Source organism: Amantichitinum ursilacus, assembly GCF_001294205.1.
GTDB classification, from domain to species: Bacteria; Pseudomonadota; Gammaproteobacteria; order Burkholderiales; family Chitinibacteraceae; genus Amantichitinum; species Amantichitinum ursilacus.
This window is the reverse complement of record NZ_LAQT01000007.1, coordinates 16,844-36,093: the sequence shown is the minus strand read 5'-3', so window position 1 is coordinate 36,093 and position 19,250 is coordinate 16,844. Positions and strand designations below refer to the sequence as shown.

The following is a 19,250-nucleotide window of genomic DNA, read 5'->3' as shown; positions in this document are numbered from 1 at the left end:
GACCCGCCATGGCCGAATTGCACACCCATGCGTTTCGCATGCAGTTAAACCACGGTGCGGCGGCGGAATACAAACGTCGCCACGACCAGCTGTGGCCCGAGCTGGCGCACGCGCTGAAGGCGGCGGGCATCGTCGATTACTGGATTTTTCTGGATGAGCCCACGCACATCCTGTTTGCCGTGTTGAAAGCCCCAGCCGATCACGGCATGGACGCCTTGCCGACGCAGGCCATCGTGCGCCAGTGGTGGGATTACATGGCCGACCTGATGGCCACCGAGCCCGACCACGCGCCGGTGCAAATTGCGCTGCAACCGATGTTCCACCTGGCCTGAGCGGAGACCGCGTATGTCTGAACTCCAAGTCGTCGATCCGCATATACATCTCTGGGAAATCAGCACGCATCGCTACCCGTGGATGGAAGCCGAAGGCGAAGGGTATACCGGCGATATCAGCCCGATCCGCCGCGATTATGTCGTCACCGATCTGCTGGCCGATGCGGCTGCGGCAGGCGTGGTCATTCTGGATGCCGTGCATATCGACGCCAATCACGACCCGGCCGATCCGGTGGAAGAAACCCGCTGGCTGCAAAGCCTGGCCGATGCGCCCGGCAACCATCGTTTGCCCGGCGCGATTGTCGCCGCCGCCGACTTTAGCCAGCCGACGGCCGAAGTGGAAAAACTGCTGGCCGCGCACTGCCAATATCGCAATGTGCGCGGCATTCGCCAGATTCTGAATGTGCATCGCAACCCGCGCTTTGATTACGTGGGCCGCCACTTTATGCGCGAGCCGCTGTGGCGCAGCAACTTCGGGCTGCTGAGCAAATATCGCCTGAGCTTTGATTTGCAGCTCTACCCCGACCAGATGCCCGAAGCGGTGGAGTTGGCGCGCCAGTATCCGGACATCAGTTTCATCATCAACCACGCCGGCATGTTGGTGGATCGCGGCAGCGTGGCCGGTTGGCGCGCGTGGCGCGACGGCCTGGCGCAGCTGGCGACCTGCGCCAATGTGCAGATCAAGCTGAGCGGCTTTGGCATGATCGACCACGGTTGGACCACCGAGAGCATCCGCCCCTACATCCTGCAAGCCATCGATAGTTTTGGCGCAGAGCGCGCGATGTTTGCCTCCAATTTTCCGGTCGACCGCTTGTATAGCGATTACGGCACCGTCTGGCGCGCCTACGCCGACTGTGTGGCCGATGCCAGCGCGGCCGAGCACGCCGCGCTGTTCCGCGACAACGCGCGCCGCATTTACCGGCTGGAGTAAATACCCATGTCCCCGTCCCCCCTCAATCTCGCGCCCGGCACAACGCCGCGGCTGGAACTACGCAACGCGCGCAAGAACTTCGGCGCCGTGCGCGCGCTGGAAAACGGCACGCTGACGCTGTGGCCCGGCGAAGTGCATGCGCTGCTCGGTGAAAACGGCGCGGGCAAATCCACGCTGGTCAAAATCCTGGCGGGCGTGCATCAACCCGATGGCGGCGAGCTGCGGGTGGATGGCCAGCCGCGCCAGTTTGCGCGGCCGTCCGACGCCATCGACGCGGGCATCGCGGTGATCTATCAAGAGCCGACGCTGTTCCCCGAATTATCGATTGCCGAAAACATCTACATGGGCCGCCAGCCGCTCGATCGCTTCGGCCGCATCCGCGCCGAAACGATGCAACACGCGGTGCAGGAAATGCTGGCGTCACTGGGCGTTAATCTGCAGGCCACGCAAAGCGTGCGCGGCTTGTCGATTGCCGATCAGCAAGTGGTGGAAATTGCCAAGGCGCTGTCGCTGAACGCCAATGTGCTGATCATGGACGAGCCCACCGCCGCCTTGTCGCGGCCCGAAGTGGAGCGCCTGTTTGCCATTGCCGAGCGTCTGCGCGCCGCCAATGTCGCCATCCTGTTTATTACGCACCGGCTGGAAGAAGTGTTCCGTCTGGCGCAACGCATCACCATCATGCGCGACGGCGCGGCGGTGCATTTCGCCGAAACACACGAGATGACGCACGACAGCATTGTGTCGCGCATGGTGGGGCGTGATCTGGCCAGCTATTACCCCAAGGCCGAGGTCGAGCCGGGCGAGATTGCGCTGGCGGTGCGGCGGCTAACCCGGCGCGGCGTGTTCAAGGACATCTCGTTTACCGTGCGCCGTGGCGAAATCGTGGCGCTGGCCGGGCTGGTGGGAGCAGGGCGCAGCGAAGTGGCGCGGGCGATCTTCGGCGTCGATCCGGTCGATAGCGGCGACGTGCAGATCAAAGGCAAATCGTTGCTGTTGGGCGATCCCGCCGCCGCCGTGCGCGCGGGCCTGGCGCTGGTGCCGGAAGATCGCCGCCAGCAAGGCCTGGCGCTGGACATGAGCATTGCCCACAACGCCGCGCTCACCGTGTTAAAGCGGCTGGTGCACTGGGGCCTGATCTCGAACCAGTCCGAGCGCAATCTGGCGCAGGACTGGGGCCGCAAGCTCAAGCTGAAAGCGCATTCGATGGATGTGCCGGCCAGCACCTTGTCGGGCGGCAATCAGCAGAAAGTGGTGCTGGGCAAATGGCTGGCCACGCATCCCGATGTGCTGATCATCGACGAGCCCACGCGCGGCATCGATGTCGGCGCCAAAGCCGAGGTGTATCAGACCCTGACCGAGCTGGTGAAGAACGGCATGGCGGTGTTGATGATCTCGTCCGAGCTGCCCGAAGTGCTGGGCATGGCCGACCGCATTCTGGTGATGAACGAAGGCCGCCTGACCGCCGATATCCCGCGCGCCCAGGCCGACGAAGCCCGCATCATGGCCGCCGCGCTGGGCCAGTCCGATCCACATAGCCGGAGCGCCGCATGAAAGCCACACACGCTTTGCCGCTTGCACGGTCCGCTCAACGCAAAACCTCAGCCGGGGATGCCGCCGCCATGCGCTGGTTTATTTTTCTGGGCCGCCACCGCGAAACCACTTTGGTGGCTGTGCTGCTGGCGCTGATCGTCGCCACCAGTCTGGCGAGCCCGCATTTTTTGAATATCCAGAATGCCCGCGACGTGCTGCTGAACGTCGCCATCATCGCCATGCTGACCGCCGGCATGACCGTGGTGATGCTGATGCGGCATATCGATTTGTCGATCAGCTCCACCGTGGGTTTGACGGCGTATTCGATCGGCGCGCTGTTTGTGGCGCATCCGCAGATGCCGATTGCCGTGGCCGTATTGGCGGGCGTGGCGATGGGGGCGGTGGCGGGTTCCATCAACGGCGCGCTGGTCACGTTTGGGCGCGTGCCATCGCTGGTGGCCACCTTGTCCACGCTGTATATCTTTCGCGGCATCGATTACGCCTGGGTGCATGGCGGCCAGATCAACGCCACCAGTTTGCCGGCGGCATTCCAGATGATCGCCAGTGGCAGCGTGCTGGGCGTGCCGTATCTGGTGGTGCTGGCGCTGGTGGTGTTGGCGGTGACCGGTTACTACCTCAAGCACTTTCGCGGTGGGCGCGAGTTTTACGCCATCGGCTCCAACCCCGAAGCCGCCAACCTGGCCGGCATCCAGGTGGATCGGCGCGTGTTTAAAGGCTTTGTGATTTCCGGCGCCTTGGCCGGTCTGGCCGGCGTGTTGTGGCTGGCGCGCTTTGGCACGGTGGATGCCAGCACCGCCAAAGGCATCGAGCTGCAAGTGGTGGCCGCCGCCGTGGTCGGCAGCGTGGCCATTACCGGCGGCATCGGCAATGTCTGGGGCGCCACGCTGGGCGCGCTGTTGCTGGGGGTGATCAACCTGTCGCTGGTGGTACTGAAAGTGTCGCCCTTCTGGCAACTGGCTATCCAGGGCGCGCTGATTGTGCTGGCGATTGCCACCGACACCTTGCTGGCCCGCGCCATTGCGCGCTGGACCATGAAAAAACGCGATCACGGAGATGACTGACATGAGCACTGCGACACATAAGCCGCATCTGGGCTGGGAAGTGATGCTGGTGGCCGTGCTGGCCGCAGCGCTGGTGCTGGGCCGCAGCTTATCGGCGGACTTTTTGACCACGTCCAACATCGCCAACTTGCTGGCCGACTTTACCGAGATCGCGCTGATGGCGTTGCCGATGACGCTGATCATTATCGCGGCGGATATCGATTTGTCGGTGGCGTCGATCATGGGCATGTCGAGCAGCCTGATGGGCGTGCTGTGGCATATGGGCTTGCCAATGCCGGCAGTGATTGTGCTGTGCCTGGTGGCGGGCACGCTGGCGGGGGTGTTTAACGGCGTGGTGATCGTGACGTTTGCGCTGCCTTCGCTGGCCGTCACCATCGGCACCCTGGCGTTATTTCGCGGCGTGTCTTATCTGCTGCTGGGCGACCAGGCCATCGCCGATTTTCCGACCGCGTTGACCACCTTCGGCATCAGCAATGTGGGCGACACGTTTATCCCGCAGCCGTTTGTGATTGTGATTGTGGCGGCGATCGGGTTTACCGTTTTGCTGCAAGCCACCGCCTTTGGCCGCAGCTTGTACGCCATCGGCAGCAATCAGACCGCGGCGCGGTTTTCCGGTATCAACGTCAGCCGCGCACGCTTGATTCTGTATGTGGTGAGCGGGCTGATGAGCGCGCTGGCGGGGATTATCTACACGCTGCGTTTTTCCAGCGCGCGTGGCGACAACGGCGAGGGCTTTGAGCTATCGGTGGTGGCGGCGGTGCTGTTTGGCGGCGTGTCGATCTTTGGCGGCAAAGGCAGTCTGCCGGGTGTGTTGCTGTCGCTGGTGATTATCGCGGTGCTGAAAAACGCGCTGACGCTGTCGGATGTATCGAGCGAAGTGCTGACCATCGTGACTGGCGTGCTGCTGCTGAGCTCGGTGCTGGTGCCCAATCTGGTGAACCGCTGGCGCGACGCGCGCCAGCAAAAAGCACTGGCCGCCCACGCGTAACCCCCAGCTCATAGGGTGGGTCTCGACCCACCACCCAAAGCCGTGGACTAGCTGGCCGCGCGCTTTGGTTAGCCACGTTGGTTCGCCGTTTTAGCCGTGGCGAGAAGTGCGCCACCCAAGCGTAACGGCCAGCTAGCCAGCCACTTTGATGGGTGGGTCATGACCCACCCTATGGGCGTGGCACCCCAGTTTTTGTATTCGTATTCAAGAGAACCGGTTCGCCGGGGCAGTCCCACTACAACAGAAGTTCTCGAGGAGTCGACTCATGCGCCACTTGCAATCCATCCTGCTGACCGCCATCGCAGCCACCATGCTGCCGCTGGCGGTCCACGCGGCTGATCTGAAGAAAGACCTCAAGATCGCCTTCCTGCCCAAGCAGATCAACAACCCCTACGAAGTGATCGCCGATGAAGGCGGTCTGGCCGCGATCAAGGAAATGGGCGCGGTCGGCAAAGTGGTCGGCCCGTCCGACGCCGGCGCTTCGTCGCAAGTGCAGTACATCAATACGCTGATCACGCAGCGCCAGTCCGCCATCGTCATCGCCGCCAACGACGCCAACGCCGTGGTGCCTTACCTCAAAAAGGCCCAGGCCGCCGGCATCAAGGTGGTGACTTTTGATAGCGACACCGCGCCCGAAGGCCGCCAGATCTTCGTAAACCAGGCCAACAGCGAAGGCATCGGCCGCGCGCAGGTGCAATTGCTCAGCAAGTTGATCGGCCCGGAAGGCGGTGAGATTGCCGTGCTGTCGGCCACGCCCAACGCCACCAACCAGAACACCTGGATCAAGTGGATGCAGGAAGAACTGAAGAAGCCGGAATACGCCAAGCTCAAGCTGGTGAAGATCGCCTACGGTAACGATGACGACCAGAAATCATTCGTGGAAACCCAAGGCCTGCTGCAGGCGTATCCCAATCTGAAGGGCATTATTTCGCCGACCACGGTGGGGATCTCGGCAGCCGCACGCTATCTGTCGACCTCGCCCAAGAAAGGCCAGGTGGTTATCACCGGCCTGGGCACGCCTAACCAGATGCGCGAATTTGTGAAGAACGGCACGGTGAAGGCATTCCAGCTGTGGGACCCGGGCCAACTGGGTTACCTGGCGGCCTATGCGGCGGCCAACCTGGCGTCGGGCACCATTACCGGCAAGGAAGGCGATACCTTTGAAGCGGGCAAGCTGGGCAAGCGCACGGTGGGCAAATCGGGCGAGGTGATCCTCGGACCGCCGACCACGTTTGATGCCTCCAACATCGACAACTTCAACTTCTAAGCGCTTGGCGACGGGATGGGCTATTCCCATCCCGTCCCTGGATACCCCATGAAAGTCGCCTTGTTTGTCCCCTGTTTTATCGACACGTTTTTCCCCGAAGTGGCCATCGCCACGCTGGAATTGCTGGAGCGGGTCGGTTGCGAGGTGGTCTATCCGCCGGACCAGACCTGTTGCGGCCAGCCCTTGGGCAATAGCGGTTGCCAGCAAGACGCCGCCGGGGCCGAGGCCTTGTTTGTGCGCAATTTTGCCGCTTATGACTACATCGTCGCGCCGTCGGGCAGCTGCGTGCATCACGTGCGCGACCACCTGACCGCCATCCCGCAAGACGCCGCAGCCAAACACGTGCGGGCGCAAACGTTTGAGCTGGTCGAATTTCTGCATGACGTGCTGCAGATCCGCGATTTTCCGTGGGCGCGCTTTGAGCACAAAGTGGGTTGGCACAATAGCTGCGGCACGCTGCGCCAACTGCACCATGCACAACCGAGCGAGATCAATGCGCCGTTTTTTTCCAAGCCCTTAACCTTGCTGGCCGGTGTGCCCGGCATCGAGCTGGTCAGCCCCAAACGGCCCGATGAATGCTGTGGTTTTGGCGGCACCTTTTGCGTCACCGAAGAACCCGTGTCCGCGCGCATGGGCTACGACAAAGTGCGCGATCACCAACAGGCGGGTGCGGACTTTATCGCGTCGGCCGATATGTCCTGTTTGATGCATCAAAAAGGCTGTGCCGAGCGGCTGGGCCTGCCGCTGCGCTTTGTGCATATCGCGCAAATCCTGAACGGGAGCGTGCGATGAGCCGCCGCGTTGATCACGTCAAAGCCGCGCGCACGTTTATCCAGGACGAGCCGCATATCAAGTTTCATGACCAGCGCCTGTGGGGCCTGCGCCAGTTGCGCGATGGCCAGGCGCATGGCATCGCCGAATGGGAACAACTGCGTGAACTGGCGTCGCAGATCAAGGAACACACGCTGTCGCATCTGGGCGATTACCTGGAGCAATTTGAACGCAACGCCACCGCCAATGGCGTGATCGTGCACTGGGCTGCCGACGCCGCTGAACACAACCGCATCGTGCATGAAATCCTCAGCGCGCAGGCGGTGACGCTGCTGGTGAAAAGCAAATCGATGCTGACCGAAGAATGCGAGATGCGGCCGTACCTGGAAGCGCGTGGCATTGCGGTGGTCGAGACCGATCTGGGCGAGCGCATCCAGCAACTGGACCACGAAATGCCCAGCCATATCGTGGTGCCAGCGGTGCACAAACTACGTGGTGATGTGGCGCAGGTATTTGCCGAAAACATCGGCACCGACCCCACCAATGACGACCCGGCCTATCTGGCGGAAGGCATGCGCCAGGATACCCGGCCGTACTTTTTAAAAGCTGGCGCGGGCATGACCGGCTGCAACTTTGCCGTGGCCGAAACCGGCAGCGTGGTGGTGTGCACCAACGAGGGCAATGCCGACCTGAGCGCCAATGTGCCGCCGCTGCATATTGCCAGCATCGGCATCGAAAAACTGATCCCGCGCCAGAGCGATCTGGGCGTGTTTATCCGCATGCTGTCGCGCAGCGCGCTGGGCTCGCCGATTACGCAATACACCTCGCATTTCCGCGCGCCCAAAGCCGGTGGCGCGATGCATTTTATTCTGGTGGATAACGGCCGCAGCGCCCGGCTGGCGATGGATGATTTCTGGTATTCGCTGAAGTGCATCCGCTGTGGCGCTTGCATGAACACTTGCCCGGTGTATCGGCGCAGCGGCGGGCTGAGTTATGGCGGCGTGTATGCCGGGCCGATCGGCGCCATCATCAATCCGACCTTTGATTTGAAGAAATACAGCGCGCTGCCGTTTGCCAGCACGTTGAATGGCAGTTGCAGCAATGTGTGCCCGGTGAAGATCAACATCCACGAGCAGATCTACAAATGGCGGCAGATTGTGGCGGAGCAGGGCGAGCTGGGCTTTATCAAAAAGGAATCGATGAAGCTGGCGGGCAAAGTACTGGCCGACCCCAAACGCTATCGCGCGTTTAGCGAGGGCAGCAATCGCGCCATCGACACACTGCCGCGCGCGCTGCTGTACAACCCGTTTAATGCTTGGGGCAAACAGCGCGAACTGCCCACCCCGGCCGCGCAGACCTTCCACCAATGGTATGCGGCGCAACGCAAGGAGCAGGCCGATGAGTAGTCGCGACGCGATCTTGGCGGCGGTCCGGGCCAGACAACCCGCCGCCCGCGCTTTGCCCGAGGTGCCTCTGTTTGATGCTGAGTACGCGGGCGATCTGGTGCCGCGCTTTGCCATGGCGCTGGAGAAGATGGGCGGACGCTGGCTCGACGCCGATGCGAGCGTGCCGCTAGCGACGCAGATCCGCTTGCTGTATCCGTCGGCGCAGCGCTTTTGCAGCGCGGTGGCTGGAATGGATGGGTTTGCCTCGCCCGGCGCCGACGCCGCCGCGCTGGCCAATGTGGATGTCGGCATCGTGCAGGCCGCGTTTGGCGTGGCGGAAACCGGGTCGTTGTTCTTGTCGGAACACGAATATGGCAATAACGCGCTGGGCTATCTGGCGCAACACCTGCTGGTGCTGCTGCACCCGACGCAGCTGGTGGGCAATCTGCACCAGGCCTATCAACGCCCGGAATGGCGCAGCGCGCGCTACGCCGCGCTGGTGACCGGCCCCTCGGCCACCGCCGACATCGAAGGCGTGCTGATCCGCGGCGCCCAAGGCGTACGCAGCCTGACCGTATTAGCCCTCGCCAACCCATAGGGTGGGTCTAGACGGGGTCGCCTAGACCCACCCCTCAAAGCCGCAAGAGAAGGACCGCAACAATCGCGGGCTTCATCTTTGGGGTTTTGGTGTTCGGGTTCAAAACCCCGTCACCAAGCGACTGATGAGCCCTGCGGTCTTTGCGTTCTTCTGGATAGCTTGGCCAGGTGGGTCATGACCCACCCTATACGTTTACTTCTTGAACAGCGGTTGCGTCTGCGTATCAGGCATCGGCACGGGCTCGGGCCGCTGCAAAATCGCCGGATCGGCGTTATCGAGTGCGCGATGCTGCTGCAACATGTGCCACATCCGCACCTGGCTGGCGCGCTGCCGCGCCACGTGGTTGATGATCTGACGGTTAAGCATGCTTCCCCTGCAACAAGACGGCCGGATTGGTGGGCGGATATTACTCCAGAAACGTAATCGCAGAATTGCGGATGTGCTGCCCCGGCCAAGTCAGCGAACGCGTCACCCACTCGCCGAGCTTGCAATCCGCTAACACGGCCGTATCTGTGTTTGACAGATTAACCGGAGAATTCTGATGTCGCAGCAACCCCTGGTACAACTGAATGACGGTCGCCAGATTCCGCAACTGGGTCTGGGCGTGTGGCAGGCCAGTGATGAAGAAGCGCGGTCGGCGGTGGCGGAGGCGTTGCGGGTGGGGTATCGCTCGATTGATACCGCGGCCATTTACAAGAATGAAGTGGGCGTGGGGCAGGGCATTGCCGATGCCGGTTTGCCGCGCGAAGACGTGTTTGTGACCACCAAAATCTGGAACAGCGAGCAGGGCCTGGACAGCGCACGCCGGGCGCTGGAAGACAGCTTGCGCAAGCTGAAGCTGGATTATGTCGATCTGCTGCTGATCCATTGGCCCGCCCCCAGCCAGGACAAATTTGTCGATACCTGGCGCGCGCTGATCAAGGCGCAGCAGGATGGCCTGGTTAAATCCATCGGCGTGTCCAATTTCAAGGCGGAGCATCTGCAACGGCTGATTGACGAAACCGGCGTTAAACCGGTGCTGGACCAGGTGGAATTGCATCCATATATGCAGCAAGCCGCATTGCGCCAGACGCTGGCAGATCTGGACATCCACGCTGAGGCCTGGAGCCCGCTGGCACAGAACAAGGCGCTGGCCGACCCGGTGATTCAACGCATCGCCGAGCAACTGGGCAAAACGCCGGCGCAAGTGGTGATCCGCTGGCACGTGCAGAACGGCGTGATTGTGATTCCGAAATCGGTGACGCCTGAGCGCATCCGCAGCAACTTTGCAGTGTTTGATTTCGAACTTGACGCGGCGGCGATGCAGGCGATTGCGGGCCTGAACAAGGATCAACGCATCGGGCCCGATCCGGCGGTGTTTGCCTGAACACCACGGCAATCTGATCAGCACGCCGCGGCGCGCAATCTGTATCTGGCGCGCGGGCGTGGCAGCAGCCATATTGAATGTCCGACGCGTACGGCGGGGCCACACGGCCCCGTTGTTACGTCCACTGATTGCTGATGCCCACCGCCCAACCCGGAGCCGCCATGACCGCCGCCGCAAACCGCCAGCCCACCATCCACCCCACCGCGCAGATTGCCGCCAGCGCCGTTATTGAAGGCGCGGTCGAAATCGGCGCGCATAGCGTGATCAGCCATGGCGCGGTGCTGGTGGCCGAAGGCGGCACCTTGCGCATCGGCGCGCATTGCGTGGTGATGGAGAACAGCGTGATCCGCAGCACCAGCCACAACAACTGCACGCTGGGCAACCATGTGATGGTGGGGCCGCATTGCCATCTCAGCGGGTGTGTCATCGGCGATGAAGTCTTTGTCGCCACCGGCGTTTCCGTGTTCAATGGCGCGCAGATTGGCGCGGGCGCGGAATTGCGCATCAACGCGGTGGTGCATATCAAAACGCATGTGGCTGCGGGCGCGACGGTGCCGATAGGCTGGGTGGCGGTGGGCAACCCGGCGCAATTGTTCTCCGCCGACCAGCACGACGCCATCTGGGCCGTGCAGCAGCCGCTGGATTTTCCCGGCTATGTGTTTGGCGTTGATCGCAACAGCGACGGCGTAATGCGGCAGATAACCGAGCGCTACGGCGCATTTCTGGCGCGCCAACGCACCGCCGAATAACCCTGAAACTGACCTCTTGATGGATCGCCGCACATGAACTTCCTGAATCAGGCCTTGTTGATCCTGGCATTGCCGTTGGTGGTGTGGTGGCCGCTGCGCCGCGTGATGCCGCTGGTGCTGTCGCAGATTTTATGCGGCATCGCCATCGGCCCCAGCGTGCTGGGCCACCTGGCGCCCACGGCGTTTGCGCAGATTTTTCCCAGCGGCACCTTGGGCGCGTTGGGCGGGATTTCGAGCCTGGCCGTGGTCTGCGTCGGCTTTATCGCCGGCATGGAACTGGATATCGACGAATTGAGGCACCAGGCGCGCCACGTGGTGCGCACGGGCCTGGCCAGCTTTGCCATTCCGGCGCTGGGCGGCGCGGCCTTTGCGGGCTGGGCATTAACGCAATGGCCCGCGCTGGCCGGCGCACACGCTACGCAAGGCGCATTTATCGCGGCCGGCGCTATCTGCTTTGGCGTGACCGCATTGCCGGTGCTGGTGGCCATCTTGCGCGAACTGGATTTGCTAGGCACCGCTATGGGCCGCGTGGCGCTATCGCTGGCTGCCATCAACGATATGTTGCTGTGGGTCGGTTTGGCGGGGCTGATGCTGGTGATTTCACATAAAACGCAGACGCTGGGCAACTGGTGGTGGGTGCTGGTGTTGCTGCTGCTGACGCTGGTGGCCACGCTGTTTGCCATCCGCCCCAAGGTCAGCGCCTGGCTGGCCGATCTGGATGCGGGCAAGGAATTGAGTACCGCGCGTTTTACGCTGGTGCTGATCGGCCTGCTGGCCTGCGCCATCATCACCGATACCTTGGGCCTGCATGCCGTAATCGGCGCCTTTGTGGCCGGCGTGCTGATGCCCAAAGCGCTGCGCCCGCGCATTACGCAACTGGCCGGGCCGTTTAGCAACGCGCTGCTGCTGCCGTTTTTCTTTGTCTCGGCCGGGCTGAGCCTGGACATCACCGCTGGACCGGTGTGGCCGTTCTTTATCGCCAGCGTGGTCATCGGCAGCGCGCTCAAGATCATCAGCACCGCCGTACCTGCGCGTGCCTGGGGCTGGCGCTGGGCCCAAGCGCTGCAACTGGGCGCGCTGATGCAAAGCCGTGGGCTGATGGAAATCATCGTGCTGCGCGTGCTGTACGACGCGGGCGTGATCTCGCAATCGTGCCTGTCTGCGCTGATGCTGATGGCGCTGGTGTGTACCGGACTGGCAATGCCGCTGGCACGCTGGCTGGACCGCCAGTCCGCCGCACCGGCGACTGCTGCGACGATCGCCAACCTTCCCGCCGCACGCTGATCGCCATGCGCAACGGGGCCCGTCTGGCGCGCACTCCGGTTATGCGCCGCTGCGCCACCGCGTTGCTATGCCTGGCGCTGTTGGCCTGCCGCAACGTGCCCGATCCGGCCACGCGCGGCGCGTCGGCATTGGCGCTGGCGCAAGCCCAAGGCTGGTCGGCGCGACAAGTGCAGGCGGGCGCGTTTGATCTGCTGGCGCTGGGGCCCGCGCCGGATGCCGCTTCCGTGCCCGCGCCCGCATCCTCCGCCAACGCGCTCACCATTTACATCGAAGGCGACGGACTGGCCTGGCTGTCACCCGATATGCCGTCCGATGACCCCACGCCGCTGAGCCCACTGGCGCTGAAACTGGCCTTGGCGCAACCGTCCGGCCGCGCGGTGTGGCTGGCGCGACCCTGCCAATATCCCGCCCCCAACGCGCCCGTTTGCGCGCGCCGCTACTGGACCAACGCCCGCTACGCCCCCGACGTGATCGCCGCGATGGACGATGCCGTCACGCAACTCAAAACCACCTACGGTGCGGCGCAGCTGCAACTGGTGGGCTACTCCGGCGGCGGCGCGGTCGCCACCCTGATCGCGGCACGCCGCCACGACGTCAGCCGCCTGATTACGCTGGCCGCCAATCTCGACACCGCGCGCTGGACGCAATGGCTGGGCCTGAGCCCGTTGGCCGGTTCGCTTAACCCGGCCGACGCCACGCCTGCGCTGCACTCCACCGTGCAATGGCACTACGCAGGCGCAGACGACGCAGTGGTGCCGCCCGCAGTGACGCAATCCTATGCAGACCATTATCCCGTGGCGCAGCGACCTCACGTTACCGTGGTGCCGGGCTTTGACCATGATTGCTGCTGGGTGCGGGACTGGCCGCGACTGTGGGCCGCCGTGCCGCAGCGCTAGCGGCGTGTTGCAACCGAGGTGCAACGCTTGCCGGGTGCAACCGAATTCTCCGATTATCTGCTGTCTATTGTATTAAGCATCATGGCAGGTTGATTTCAGCTTCCGCGTCGTCGATAAAGCGGGCACAACAAGTAAATACGTTGGGTTCACTTTTACACGCACGGAGATGTCTCATGACGCAGTTACTTAAACCGGCGCTGGCGGCTTGCGCCCTCTGCGCCGCGAATTCGGCGTTTGCGCTCGAATTCAATAGCAGTCAGCCCTTTACGCCGCAAACCCCGTTTATTCAGGATGATCAGTACGATTTTTTGAGCTGGGTGAGCTACAACACCGAGGATTCGCGCCAGCATGGCGCCAACGATCTGATTACTGGCGCCGCCTATAACAGCATCTACGGCGCGAACCTGAATTTTGCGTATGGCAACGCCGCGCTGACCGCGTTTGACTACGGGCAAACGGTGACCTATCTCAGCGCATATACCGCGTTTGGGCCGTTCAGTTTTTCCTTGAATGGCCTCGACGCCGCGGCTTTCACCGGTGGGCCGCTGTTTGGCAGTTCCACGCTGACGCTGATTGGCTACAACGGCGCCAATACAGTGGGCTCGTTTACGCTGGACCTGAACGCCAATGCATTCCAGTGGTATGACTCGCCGCTGGCGGGCCAGGCGTTAACCCGGCTGGAAATCGTGTCTGCCGGCCCCGGCCAGCGCTGGTTGATCGACAAACTGGATATCGTGCCCAACAACTATCCGGCAGGCGAAGCCCCCGCGCCGCTGGCTGCAGTGCCTGAGCCCGAAACCTGGGCGCTGATGTTGCTGGGCGTGTCTGCCGCCGTCGGCCGCACCTTGTCGCGCCGCCGTGCGCAAGCTCGCGCAGGAGTTCCCGCATGAAACCACGTCTGCAACTGGCCACGCTGCTGGCCGCATTGTCGTTAAGCATGGCTGCCCATGCCCAGCTGATCACCTTTGACGACCTGACCAAACCCGACGGTCTGCCCGCGGTGTACGAAGGTTTTGAGGTGTCCTGGTCCACGCTGCTAAGCACCTGGGACAACCCGGCGCCCGCCACGGCGTTGGGCAGCAAAACTTTAAGCCCCGGCCAGGAACAATCCATTGAATTGCGCAGCTTCACCCCGTTCTATCTGGATTCAGTGCACCTGAGCACCGCGTTTTTCCAACAGTTTGACCCGGTGACATCGGTGGTGCTGCGCGGCTATAGCGCCGGGCAGCAGGTGGCGTATGCCCAATTCAACCTGGATTTGAGCAACCCTGGAACGCCGCAATTTGAGTGGTACAGCCTGGACGGCACGCCGTTTGATCACCCGGTCGATCGGCTAACCTTTTCTGGCGTATCGGATGGATCGCTGGATACCGACTTTTATCTGGATGGCCTGAACGTAAGGCCGGTACCGGAACCTGAAACGTGGGCGTTGATGGGCCTGGGCGCGGTCGGCGTGCTGGCGCGACGCCAACGGCCAGGCAAGAAGCGGGCGACTGCCTGACCGGGTATGGATTCCGGTCTGGCAGACTCGAAACGGCGACAGGCCACCTGGCTTGCCGCCGTTTTGCGTTGATTACGCCGGGCGCTTAATGCGCCGCGGCGGGCGCGCTGGCATCGGTTTTGGTCAGCGACGCATAGTAATCGCTGATGTTGTCCTCGCCGCCATGCTCGATGCGGTTAAACGCGCGCAGCCATGGCCAGAACTCCAGCCCGGTTTTAGCGCGCAAACCCGGAAACACCTTGCCATCCCAACTGAGCAAACCCCAATCCGCGCCATGACTGCGCCGGAATACCTCGCCGATATAACTGCCATAGGCCTTGGCGAACGTCATCACCTGATCATCCGTCGGCTTCTGCGCCGCCTGCGCGTACGAATCATGCAGCTTGCCCAAGGCCACCTCCACCTGGGCGATGCTGGCCTCCGACCCATCCAGCGTCATGTCGAACGCCTTTTTGGCATGCTCCACCGCACTCTGCGCGTACACCGTGGCGGCCTGCTGCACCTCGGGGTTGGCATCAAACGTGGACGGCTTGCTGGACTGCGGCGCGGGCGGATTGGTGGGCTGACTGGCCGGCGCGCTGGCGGATCTGGCAGCCGGCGCGGCGTGCGCGGGCAGGGTGGTTAGCAGAGTTAACACGCACACAGAGACGGTAAGGGAGAGCGGGCGGAGTTTCATGAAGATGGATGAGCGCGGGGCGCTGAGGTTGGGGACGATGGGGTTAGTGTAGGAGGGCGGGGAAAAGGTTGCTGGAGACGGCGGGTTGTGAGCGATTGATTCGGAAGGCGGGTGACTGCGGCAATCAAGGTGGAGGTTTTGCCCGACTGATCATGGCAGCGGGGTGAAGTAAGCAAAAGGCGAACGGGGTAGGGCCGTTCGCCTGGCGATTGATCAGACTGGTTTGCCGGTGACGACGTCGAAGTGGCCGGTGTCAGTGCGTAGCGGAATCAGGATGATGCTGCCATTCAGCAGACTGGCGTGAATCGCAATATTGTCTTCAAATCCGGCGCGGAGCAGATCGTCGTAATTGAAGATTAGTTTGCGGATTTCTGGATTGCCAGAGGATTGCTCAATTCCAATAATTCGTGAATTTGGAGTCGAGTGGGGGACTGACTTATACTCTGCGGTAGCCATGGTTACTTCCTACTAAAGTGATTTTGGTTAGCGGGTCATCGGTGTTGGCGCACCGGTGGCTCGCGCTTCATTTCGCAGAATGAATCGATAATTATCCTGGTGTGGATTGAAATATCACCGCGCAGCTTTGAATTGCGAGGCGATGGCACATCATAACAGAACGAATGTTCTGAATGACCAATTAATTTTGTTAAAACTGGCAATCGAAATTGAATTAATGAGATTATTGAATTTTAGTTTTAAATAAAAAAGCGAACCGAAGTTCGCTTTTTTATTAGCGCTTGAATTTCCCGAAGATCTTTGAAAGCAATCCGCCCTGCGAAGAAGATTTTGATGTTGACGAATCCTGATTGTCCTCCCGAGGAGGATGGGTGGAAGGCCCATCCGGACGCAGCAGATCTCCCGGATAATTTGGATGCCCTAAACAAAGGCTATCGTCCAGATCAAATGCCTTGACGGCAGCCACCGCTTCAACACACCACCGGCCGAAATAAGCACCGCCTTCGAAATTGTTATCGCCAAATCGATGCCAGTACGGCCGTTCATACATAGCGGTAGCGGGCGCGTTGCCCTTTTTGGCAGGGCGATCCAGCTCTGAGTGCCAATGATTCAAAAATTCCAGCAGCAATTTGGCTTGGTCAGCGGCCGGCGCTTCAATCGCAGCCAATAGCCGACGATAAGGTTTCGGGTGGCACAGGGCAGCACCGATTTTGCGACCAGGCTGTCGAGAGGAAATGACCAGGTCCAGCAATTTATCTTCGCCCTCATTTCCAATAAGAGCGAGTAAACGCTGCCATTGGTCATCGGGAACGTCCAGCGCGAGCGCAATTCCGACCAACCAGAAACATACGATGTAGTGGTCAAGGTTTACCTTCCACGCATGCCGCGTATATTGCTGGTTTTCAGTCCATACGGATTGGCCGCTCTGTTCTGCCTGCTCCCAGCAAGATAAAATCATTGGGAAATAGCGGGCAAGGTAGGCCGTATTGTCACCTCTTGAATAGCGTCTGAGAATTTGCTCCCAATAATGTCTCGCCAAATTATAGATAAATTGGGGCTTATAGGATGGATCTCCAGGCTGATCTATCTCCGCTAATGCTTGATCCGCCCAGCTATCTGAATACGCTGTCCATTCGTCCCAATATGCTGCGCTGCCTAACTTGTCTCTAATCAAGGAGATACTCCGAGCATTTTTGTTGCTGCGCCTGGATTCAATATGAATTTGCTGTTCTTATCCACCATGCCGACCGTGACTCTAACAGTGGGGTCCGTATGAACAATCCATTTTTCCAAGTGGCCGTTTTACGACGCTAAACCGCTTTATTCCTGTAATCTTGGATCGGCGCGTAATCTTTCAATCACTTCTTGCCAAATCATATATGGAGTGTGCTCACGGTCAGTTTCCATTGCGTGCTTGTAAGCCGCTTCGGTCGCAGATAGAAATGCTTTCACCTGTTTTGCGCCCGAATGCAAAAAATCGATTGCCGTGACGCCCTCATTATCATATCGGTGCTAGATATCCTTGCAAAGTTCGCTCTGCTCCGCTGGAAAAAATTTTCGTGTGGTCTCCGCTATGTAGCTGAGTCCAAAAGTCCCCATTGAGACTCCCGAGGTCGCTGCGACAATAATCGCGCCTGCCATGAGATCATCCCGTCAGATTGTAATTTATCTATTTGTTCTGCTTTGATCGCTTAATGATGTCTAGAGCAATTAATAAGCCATACAATTTTCATCGAGAGAAAATTATTGTGCGTGCTTCGTGAGAATCCATACATGTGAAGACTTTATTTTATTGCCGTATTTGGTTTTTCTTGTTGTCGATTAAGAGATAGGTTGGTTTTCTGATAGTGCGAAGTCTGGGTCTGCGTAACAAGTAATCGACAAAGCCCGCGCCGCCGGTGCCAAACAGCCAGATTTCCTGGTTTTTCTGCTGTCGGCCTCTTTGCTCGTAATTCCGAATTAGAAGGTTTGCGCCATTTGTTATCTAATCGCCATAAAAGCATGGTCTGCTCATCGAGGCCATCGAATTTATTTTCTATTACACGGCGTAAACGGGCTTAAAACCGTGTTCGGTGAGCCATAACGTCAAGTATGAAACCAGTGAAATAAGATCTGCATGCGCCTTTTTGCTGAACTCGGGGTATTTTTTCTGCACGTAATCTGAGACGGACTCGAATGGCGGGCATTCTGTATTACGCAGCAACGAAACAAATTGAGGTTCGATTATCCAGTTGCTTTCCCCTCCAGAGACGCGCTTGTATTCAAAAATATTCCATAAAACCTCGCCCGCGTAGCCGCTAATCGCAGTTTTCAATACTTCGGCGTATCCCGATTGCCCATCCCGAAACCTGATCGTTGTGAATGGAGGCAACGTTGTGCGATCAAATTCAATAATTGTTCCATTGGCATCTTTGATTTTCATTGTCCTGCTGCAATATTTTCTCCATTCATCCAAGGGGAAATAGTCGCGCAGCAGGAAAAATATCTCGCCGCCATTTTTTTTAGCTTGTTCTCTCATTTTTTACCTTTTACGGAAATGGTCACGTCGCCGGAATTGTTTTTTTTGCATTAGCGTTTCCCATTCTCCTTCAGGAATCGGAGCCGTAGAAACCCGCCGATCGTATACATATTTTCCGTCCGCGTAGACCTCATAATAATACTGGTTTGGTACAACCGCGCCGCCTTCATACACGTTCAGTTTGCCGGGATTAGCAGGCTCAACTCGGCGCCTCATCCAGATGCGTACCGGTCTGGCCCGCGCGCAGGTTGAGGTCGTTGCCCGCGTTCAGCGTTACATTGCCTTTGGTGCTGATGCTGCTGCCGGCTTCGGTAGTAATGCTGACATTGCGCCAGGCATCGGCGCTGAACTGGGCGTTGAGGTTGCTGGCGGCGTCGATCATACCGCCCAGGTTGGTCAGATCGAGTCCTGAGGAGGGGATTCAAAAGGCGAACGGGGGAGGCCGTTCGCCTGACGGTCGATCAGACTGGTTTGCCGGTTACGACGTCGAAGTTGCCGGTATCGGAACGCAGCGGGATCAGGATGATGATGCCATTCAGCAGACTGGCGTGAATTGCAATATCGTCCTCAAATCCGGCACGGAGCAGATCGTCGTAATTGAAGATTAACTTGCGGATTTCTGGATTGTCAGAGGATTGCTCAATTCCAATAATGCGTGAATTTGGAGTCGAGTGGGGTACTGACTTATACTCTGCGGTAGCCATGGTTACTTGCCTATTAAGTGATTTTGGTTAGCGGGTCATCGGTGTTAGCGCACCGGTGGCTCGCGCTCATTTCGCAGTAATGAATCGATAATTATCCTGGTGTGGATTGGGGAATCACCTTGCTGATTGAATCGCGAGGTGATAGATCATGCTACCAGAACGAATGTTCTGAATGGTGAAATTTTTCTGTTAAAACTCGCAATCAAAATTGGCCTT

At 59.8% G+C, this 19,250-nt stretch carries 22 protein-coding genes; 15 read left to right on the top strand and 7 right to left on the bottom strand.

Annotation, left to right across the window (positions count from 1 at the left end; genetic code table 11):
• Positions 1–8: 8 nt before the first annotated feature.
• The 9 genes from rhaM (at position 9) to WG78_RS08765 (ending at position 8,884) form a co-directional block, all read left to right on the top strand.
• Positions 9–332 (top strand): L-rhamnose mutarotase, encoded by a 324-nt coding sequence (gene rhaM / locus WG78_RS08805; protein WP_053937446.1) that lies wholly within the window; start codon positions 9–11, stop codon positions 330–332.
• 13 nt (positions 333–345) lie between these two features.
• A complete protein-coding gene (locus tag WG78_RS08800; RefSeq protein WP_053937445.1) occupies positions 346–1,263 on the top strand; it encodes an amidohydrolase family protein in 918 nt (305 codons plus the stop codon).
• 6 nt (positions 1,264–1,269) lie between these two features.
• Positions 1,270–2,814 carry a sugar ABC transporter ATP-binding protein gene (locus WG78_RS08795; RefSeq protein ID WP_053937444.1) on the top strand — a complete coding sequence of 515 codons (1,545 nt, stop codon included), beginning with the start codon at positions 1,270–1,272 and terminating at the stop codon, positions 2,812–2,814.
• Positions 2,811–3,875: an ABC transporter permease gene (locus WG78_RS08790; RefSeq protein ID WP_053937443.1), complete on the top strand. Its 1,065-nt coding sequence runs from the start codon at positions 2,811–2,813 to the stop codon at positions 3,873–3,875. The genes WG78_RS08795 and WG78_RS08790 overlap by 4 nt, the downstream gene beginning before the upstream one ends.
• A 1-nt stretch (position 3,876) precedes the next feature.
• A complete protein-coding gene (locus WG78_RS08785) occupies positions 3,877–4,863 on the top strand; it encodes an ABC transporter permease (RefSeq protein ID WP_201782405.1) in 987 nt (328 codons plus the stop codon).
• A gap of 265 nt (positions 4,864–5,128) precedes the next feature.
• Complete coding sequence (gene rhaS / locus WG78_RS08780; protein ID WP_053937441.1) at positions 5,129–6,130, top strand: rhamnose ABC transporter substrate-binding protein; 1,002 nt, start codon at positions 5,129–5,131, stop codon at positions 6,128–6,130.
• A 48-nt stretch (positions 6,131–6,178) separates the two neighbouring features.
• Positions 6,179–6,922: a (Fe-S)-binding protein gene (locus WG78_RS08775; RefSeq protein ID WP_053937440.1), complete on the top strand. Its 744-nt coding sequence runs from the start codon at positions 6,179–6,181 to the stop codon at positions 6,920–6,922.
• Complete coding sequence (locus WG78_RS08770; protein WP_053937439.1) at positions 6,919–8,307, top strand: lactate utilization protein B; 1,389 nt, start codon at positions 6,919–6,921, stop codon at positions 8,305–8,307. Before WG78_RS08775 ends, WG78_RS08770 begins: the two co-directional genes overlap by 4 nt.
• Positions 8,300–8,884: a LutC/YkgG family protein gene (locus tag WG78_RS08765; protein WP_053937438.1), complete on the top strand. Its 585-nt coding sequence runs from the start codon at positions 8,300–8,302 to the stop codon at positions 8,882–8,884. The genes WG78_RS08770 and WG78_RS08765 overlap by 8 nt, the downstream gene beginning before the upstream one ends.
• Positions 8,885–9,076: 192 nt before the next feature.
• Here WG78_RS08765 and WG78_RS22690 read toward each other — a convergent pair whose 3' ends face one another.
• Positions 9,077–9,250 carry a hypothetical protein gene (locus WG78_RS22690; RefSeq protein WP_161805088.1) on the bottom strand — a complete coding sequence of 58 codons (174 nt, stop codon included), beginning with the start codon at positions 9,248–9,250 and terminating at the stop codon, positions 9,077–9,079.
• 175 nt (positions 9,251–9,425) lie between these two features.
• On the opposite strand from WG78_RS22690, the gene WG78_RS08760 reads away from it, so the two are divergent.
• The 6 genes from WG78_RS08760 (at position 9,426) to WG78_RS08735 (ending at position 14,680) form a co-directional block, all read left to right on the top strand.
• Positions 9,426–10,250: an aldo/keto reductase gene (locus WG78_RS08760; protein ID WP_201782404.1), complete on the top strand. Its 825-nt coding sequence runs from the start codon at positions 9,426–9,428 to the stop codon at positions 10,248–10,250.
• A gap of 161 nt (positions 10,251–10,411) precedes the next feature.
• Entirely contained in the window at positions 10,412–10,999 is a 588-nt protein-coding gene (locus tag WG78_RS08755; RefSeq protein ID WP_053937679.1) for a gamma carbonic anhydrase family protein, read from the top strand.
• A gap of 33 nt (positions 11,000–11,032) precedes the next feature.
• Complete coding sequence (locus WG78_RS08750; protein ID WP_053937436.1) at positions 11,033–12,283, top strand: cation:proton antiporter domain-containing protein; 1,251 nt, start codon at positions 11,033–11,035, stop codon at positions 12,281–12,283.
• 5 nt (positions 12,284–12,288) lie between these two features.
• Positions 12,289–13,179, top strand: coding sequence for an alpha/beta hydrolase (locus tag WG78_RS08745; RefSeq protein ID WP_201782403.1), 891 nt, complete (start codon positions 12,289–12,291; stop codon positions 13,177–13,179).
• Positions 13,180–13,352: 173 nt separating this feature from the next.
• Positions 13,353–14,069 (top strand): PEP-CTERM sorting domain-containing protein, encoded by a 717-nt coding sequence (locus tag WG78_RS08740; protein WP_053937434.1) that lies wholly within the window; start codon positions 13,353–13,355, stop codon positions 14,067–14,069.
• Positions 14,066–14,680, top strand: coding sequence for a PEP-CTERM sorting domain-containing protein (locus tag WG78_RS08735; protein ID WP_053937433.1), 615 nt, complete (start codon positions 14,066–14,068; stop codon positions 14,678–14,680). The genes WG78_RS08740 and WG78_RS08735 overlap by 4 nt, the downstream gene beginning before the upstream one ends.
• An 85-nt stretch (positions 14,681–14,765) precedes the next feature.
• Here WG78_RS08735 and WG78_RS08730 read toward each other — a convergent pair whose 3' ends face one another.
• From WG78_RS08730 to WG78_RS22395, 6 genes are all read right to left on the bottom strand, one after another.
• Positions 14,766–15,317, bottom strand: coding sequence for a hypothetical protein (locus WG78_RS08730; RefSeq protein ID WP_053937432.1), 552 nt, complete (start codon positions 15,315–15,317; stop codon positions 14,766–14,768).
• A gap of 252 nt (positions 15,318–15,569) precedes the next feature.
• Positions 15,570–15,812 (bottom strand): hypothetical protein, encoded by a 243-nt coding sequence (locus tag WG78_RS08725; RefSeq protein ID WP_053937431.1) that lies wholly within the window; start codon positions 15,810–15,812, stop codon positions 15,570–15,572.
• Positions 15,813–16,086: 274 nt separating this feature from the next.
• Entirely contained in the window at positions 16,087–16,986 is a 900-nt protein-coding gene (locus WG78_RS08720) for a PoNe immunity protein domain-containing protein (protein ID WP_053937430.1), read from the bottom strand.
• Between the two features lie 864 nt (positions 16,987–17,850).
• The gene (locus WG78_RS08715; protein ID WP_053937429.1) at positions 17,851–18,330 is read right to left on the bottom strand and encodes a hypothetical protein; all 480 of its coding nucleotides are present in this window, start codon (positions 18,328–18,330) and stop codon (positions 17,851–17,853) included.
• 199 nt (positions 18,331–18,529) lie between these two features.
• Positions 18,530–18,712 carry a hemagglutinin repeat-containing protein gene (locus WG78_RS08710; RefSeq protein WP_053937428.1) on the bottom strand — a complete coding sequence of 61 codons (183 nt, stop codon included), beginning with the start codon at positions 18,710–18,712 and terminating at the stop codon, positions 18,530–18,532.
• Positions 18,713–18,791: 79 nt separating this feature from the next.
• A complete protein-coding gene (locus tag WG78_RS22395) occupies positions 18,792–19,034 on the bottom strand; it encodes a hypothetical protein (protein WP_152969134.1) in 243 nt (80 codons plus the stop codon).
• Between the last annotated feature and the right edge of the window lie 216 nt (positions 19,035–19,250).

Excerpts from the sequence above, each read along its gene's own strand:
- WG78_RS08710 (WP_053937428.1), bottom strand. The coding sequence starts at position 18,712 with ATGATCGACGCCGCCAGCAACCTCAACGCCCAGTTCAGCGCCGATGCC.
- WG78_RS08795 (WP_053937444.1), top strand. The coding sequence starts at position 1,270 with ATGTCCCCGTCCCCCCTCAATCTCGCGCCCGGCACAACGCCGCGGCTG.
- WG78_RS08790 (WP_053937443.1), top strand. The coding sequence starts at position 2,811 with ATGAAAGCCACACACGCTTTGCCGCTTGCACGGTCCGCTCAACGCAAA.
- WG78_RS08740 (WP_053937434.1), top strand. The coding sequence starts at position 13,353 with ATGACGCAGTTACTTAAACCGGCGCTGGCGGCTTGCGCCCTCTGCGCC.
- WG78_RS08785 (WP_201782405.1), top strand. The coding sequence starts at position 3,877 with ATGAGCACTGCGACACATAAGCCGCATCTGGGCTGGGAAGTGATGCTG.
- WG78_RS08760 (WP_201782404.1), top strand. The coding sequence starts at position 9,426 with ATGTCGCAGCAACCCCTGGTACAACTGAATGACGGTCGCCAGATTCCG.
- WG78_RS22395 (WP_152969134.1), bottom strand. The coding sequence starts at position 19,034 with ATGGCTACCGCAGAGTATAAGTCAGTACCCCACTCGACTCCAAATTCA.
- WG78_RS08715 (WP_053937429.1), bottom strand. The coding sequence starts at position 18,330 with ATGAGAGAACAAGCTAAAAAAAATGGCGGCGAGATATTTTTCCTGCTG.
- WG78_RS08745 (WP_201782403.1), top strand. The coding sequence starts at position 12,289 with ATGCGCAACGGGGCCCGTCTGGCGCGCACTCCGGTTATGCGCCGCTGC.
- WG78_RS08800 (WP_053937445.1), top strand. The coding sequence starts at position 346 with ATGTCTGAACTCCAAGTCGTCGATCCGCATATACATCTCTGGGAAATC.
- WG78_RS08750 (WP_053937436.1), top strand. The coding sequence starts at position 11,033 with ATGAACTTCCTGAATCAGGCCTTGTTGATCCTGGCATTGCCGTTGGTG.
- WG78_RS08765 (WP_053937438.1), top strand. The coding sequence starts at position 8,300 with ATGAGTAGTCGCGACGCGATCTTGGCGGCGGTCCGGGCCAGACAACCC.
- WG78_RS08775 (WP_053937440.1), top strand. The coding sequence starts at position 6,179 with ATGAAAGTCGCCTTGTTTGTCCCCTGTTTTATCGACACGTTTTTCCCC.
- WG78_RS08735 (WP_053937433.1), top strand. The coding sequence starts at position 14,066 with ATGAAACCACGTCTGCAACTGGCCACGCTGCTGGCCGCATTGTCGTTA.
- rhaS (WP_053937441.1), top strand. The coding sequence starts at position 5,129 with ATGCGCCACTTGCAATCCATCCTGCTGACCGCCATCGCAGCCACCATG.
- WG78_RS08770 (WP_053937439.1), top strand. The coding sequence starts at position 6,919 with ATGAGCCGCCGCGTTGATCACGTCAAAGCCGCGCGCACGTTTATCCAG.
- WG78_RS22690 (WP_161805088.1), bottom strand. The coding sequence starts at position 9,250 with ATGCTTAACCGTCAGATCATCAACCACGTGGCGCGGCAGCGCGCCAGC.
- WG78_RS08725 (WP_053937431.1), bottom strand. The coding sequence starts at position 15,812 with ATGGCTACCGCAGAGTATAAGTCAGTCCCCCACTCGACTCCAAATTCA.
- rhaM (WP_053937446.1), top strand. The coding sequence starts at position 9 with ATGGCCGAATTGCACACCCATGCGTTTCGCATGCAGTTAAACCACGGT.
- WG78_RS08755 (WP_053937679.1), top strand. The coding sequence starts at position 10,412 with ATGACCGCCGCCGCAAACCGCCAGCCCACCATCCACCCCACCGCGCAG.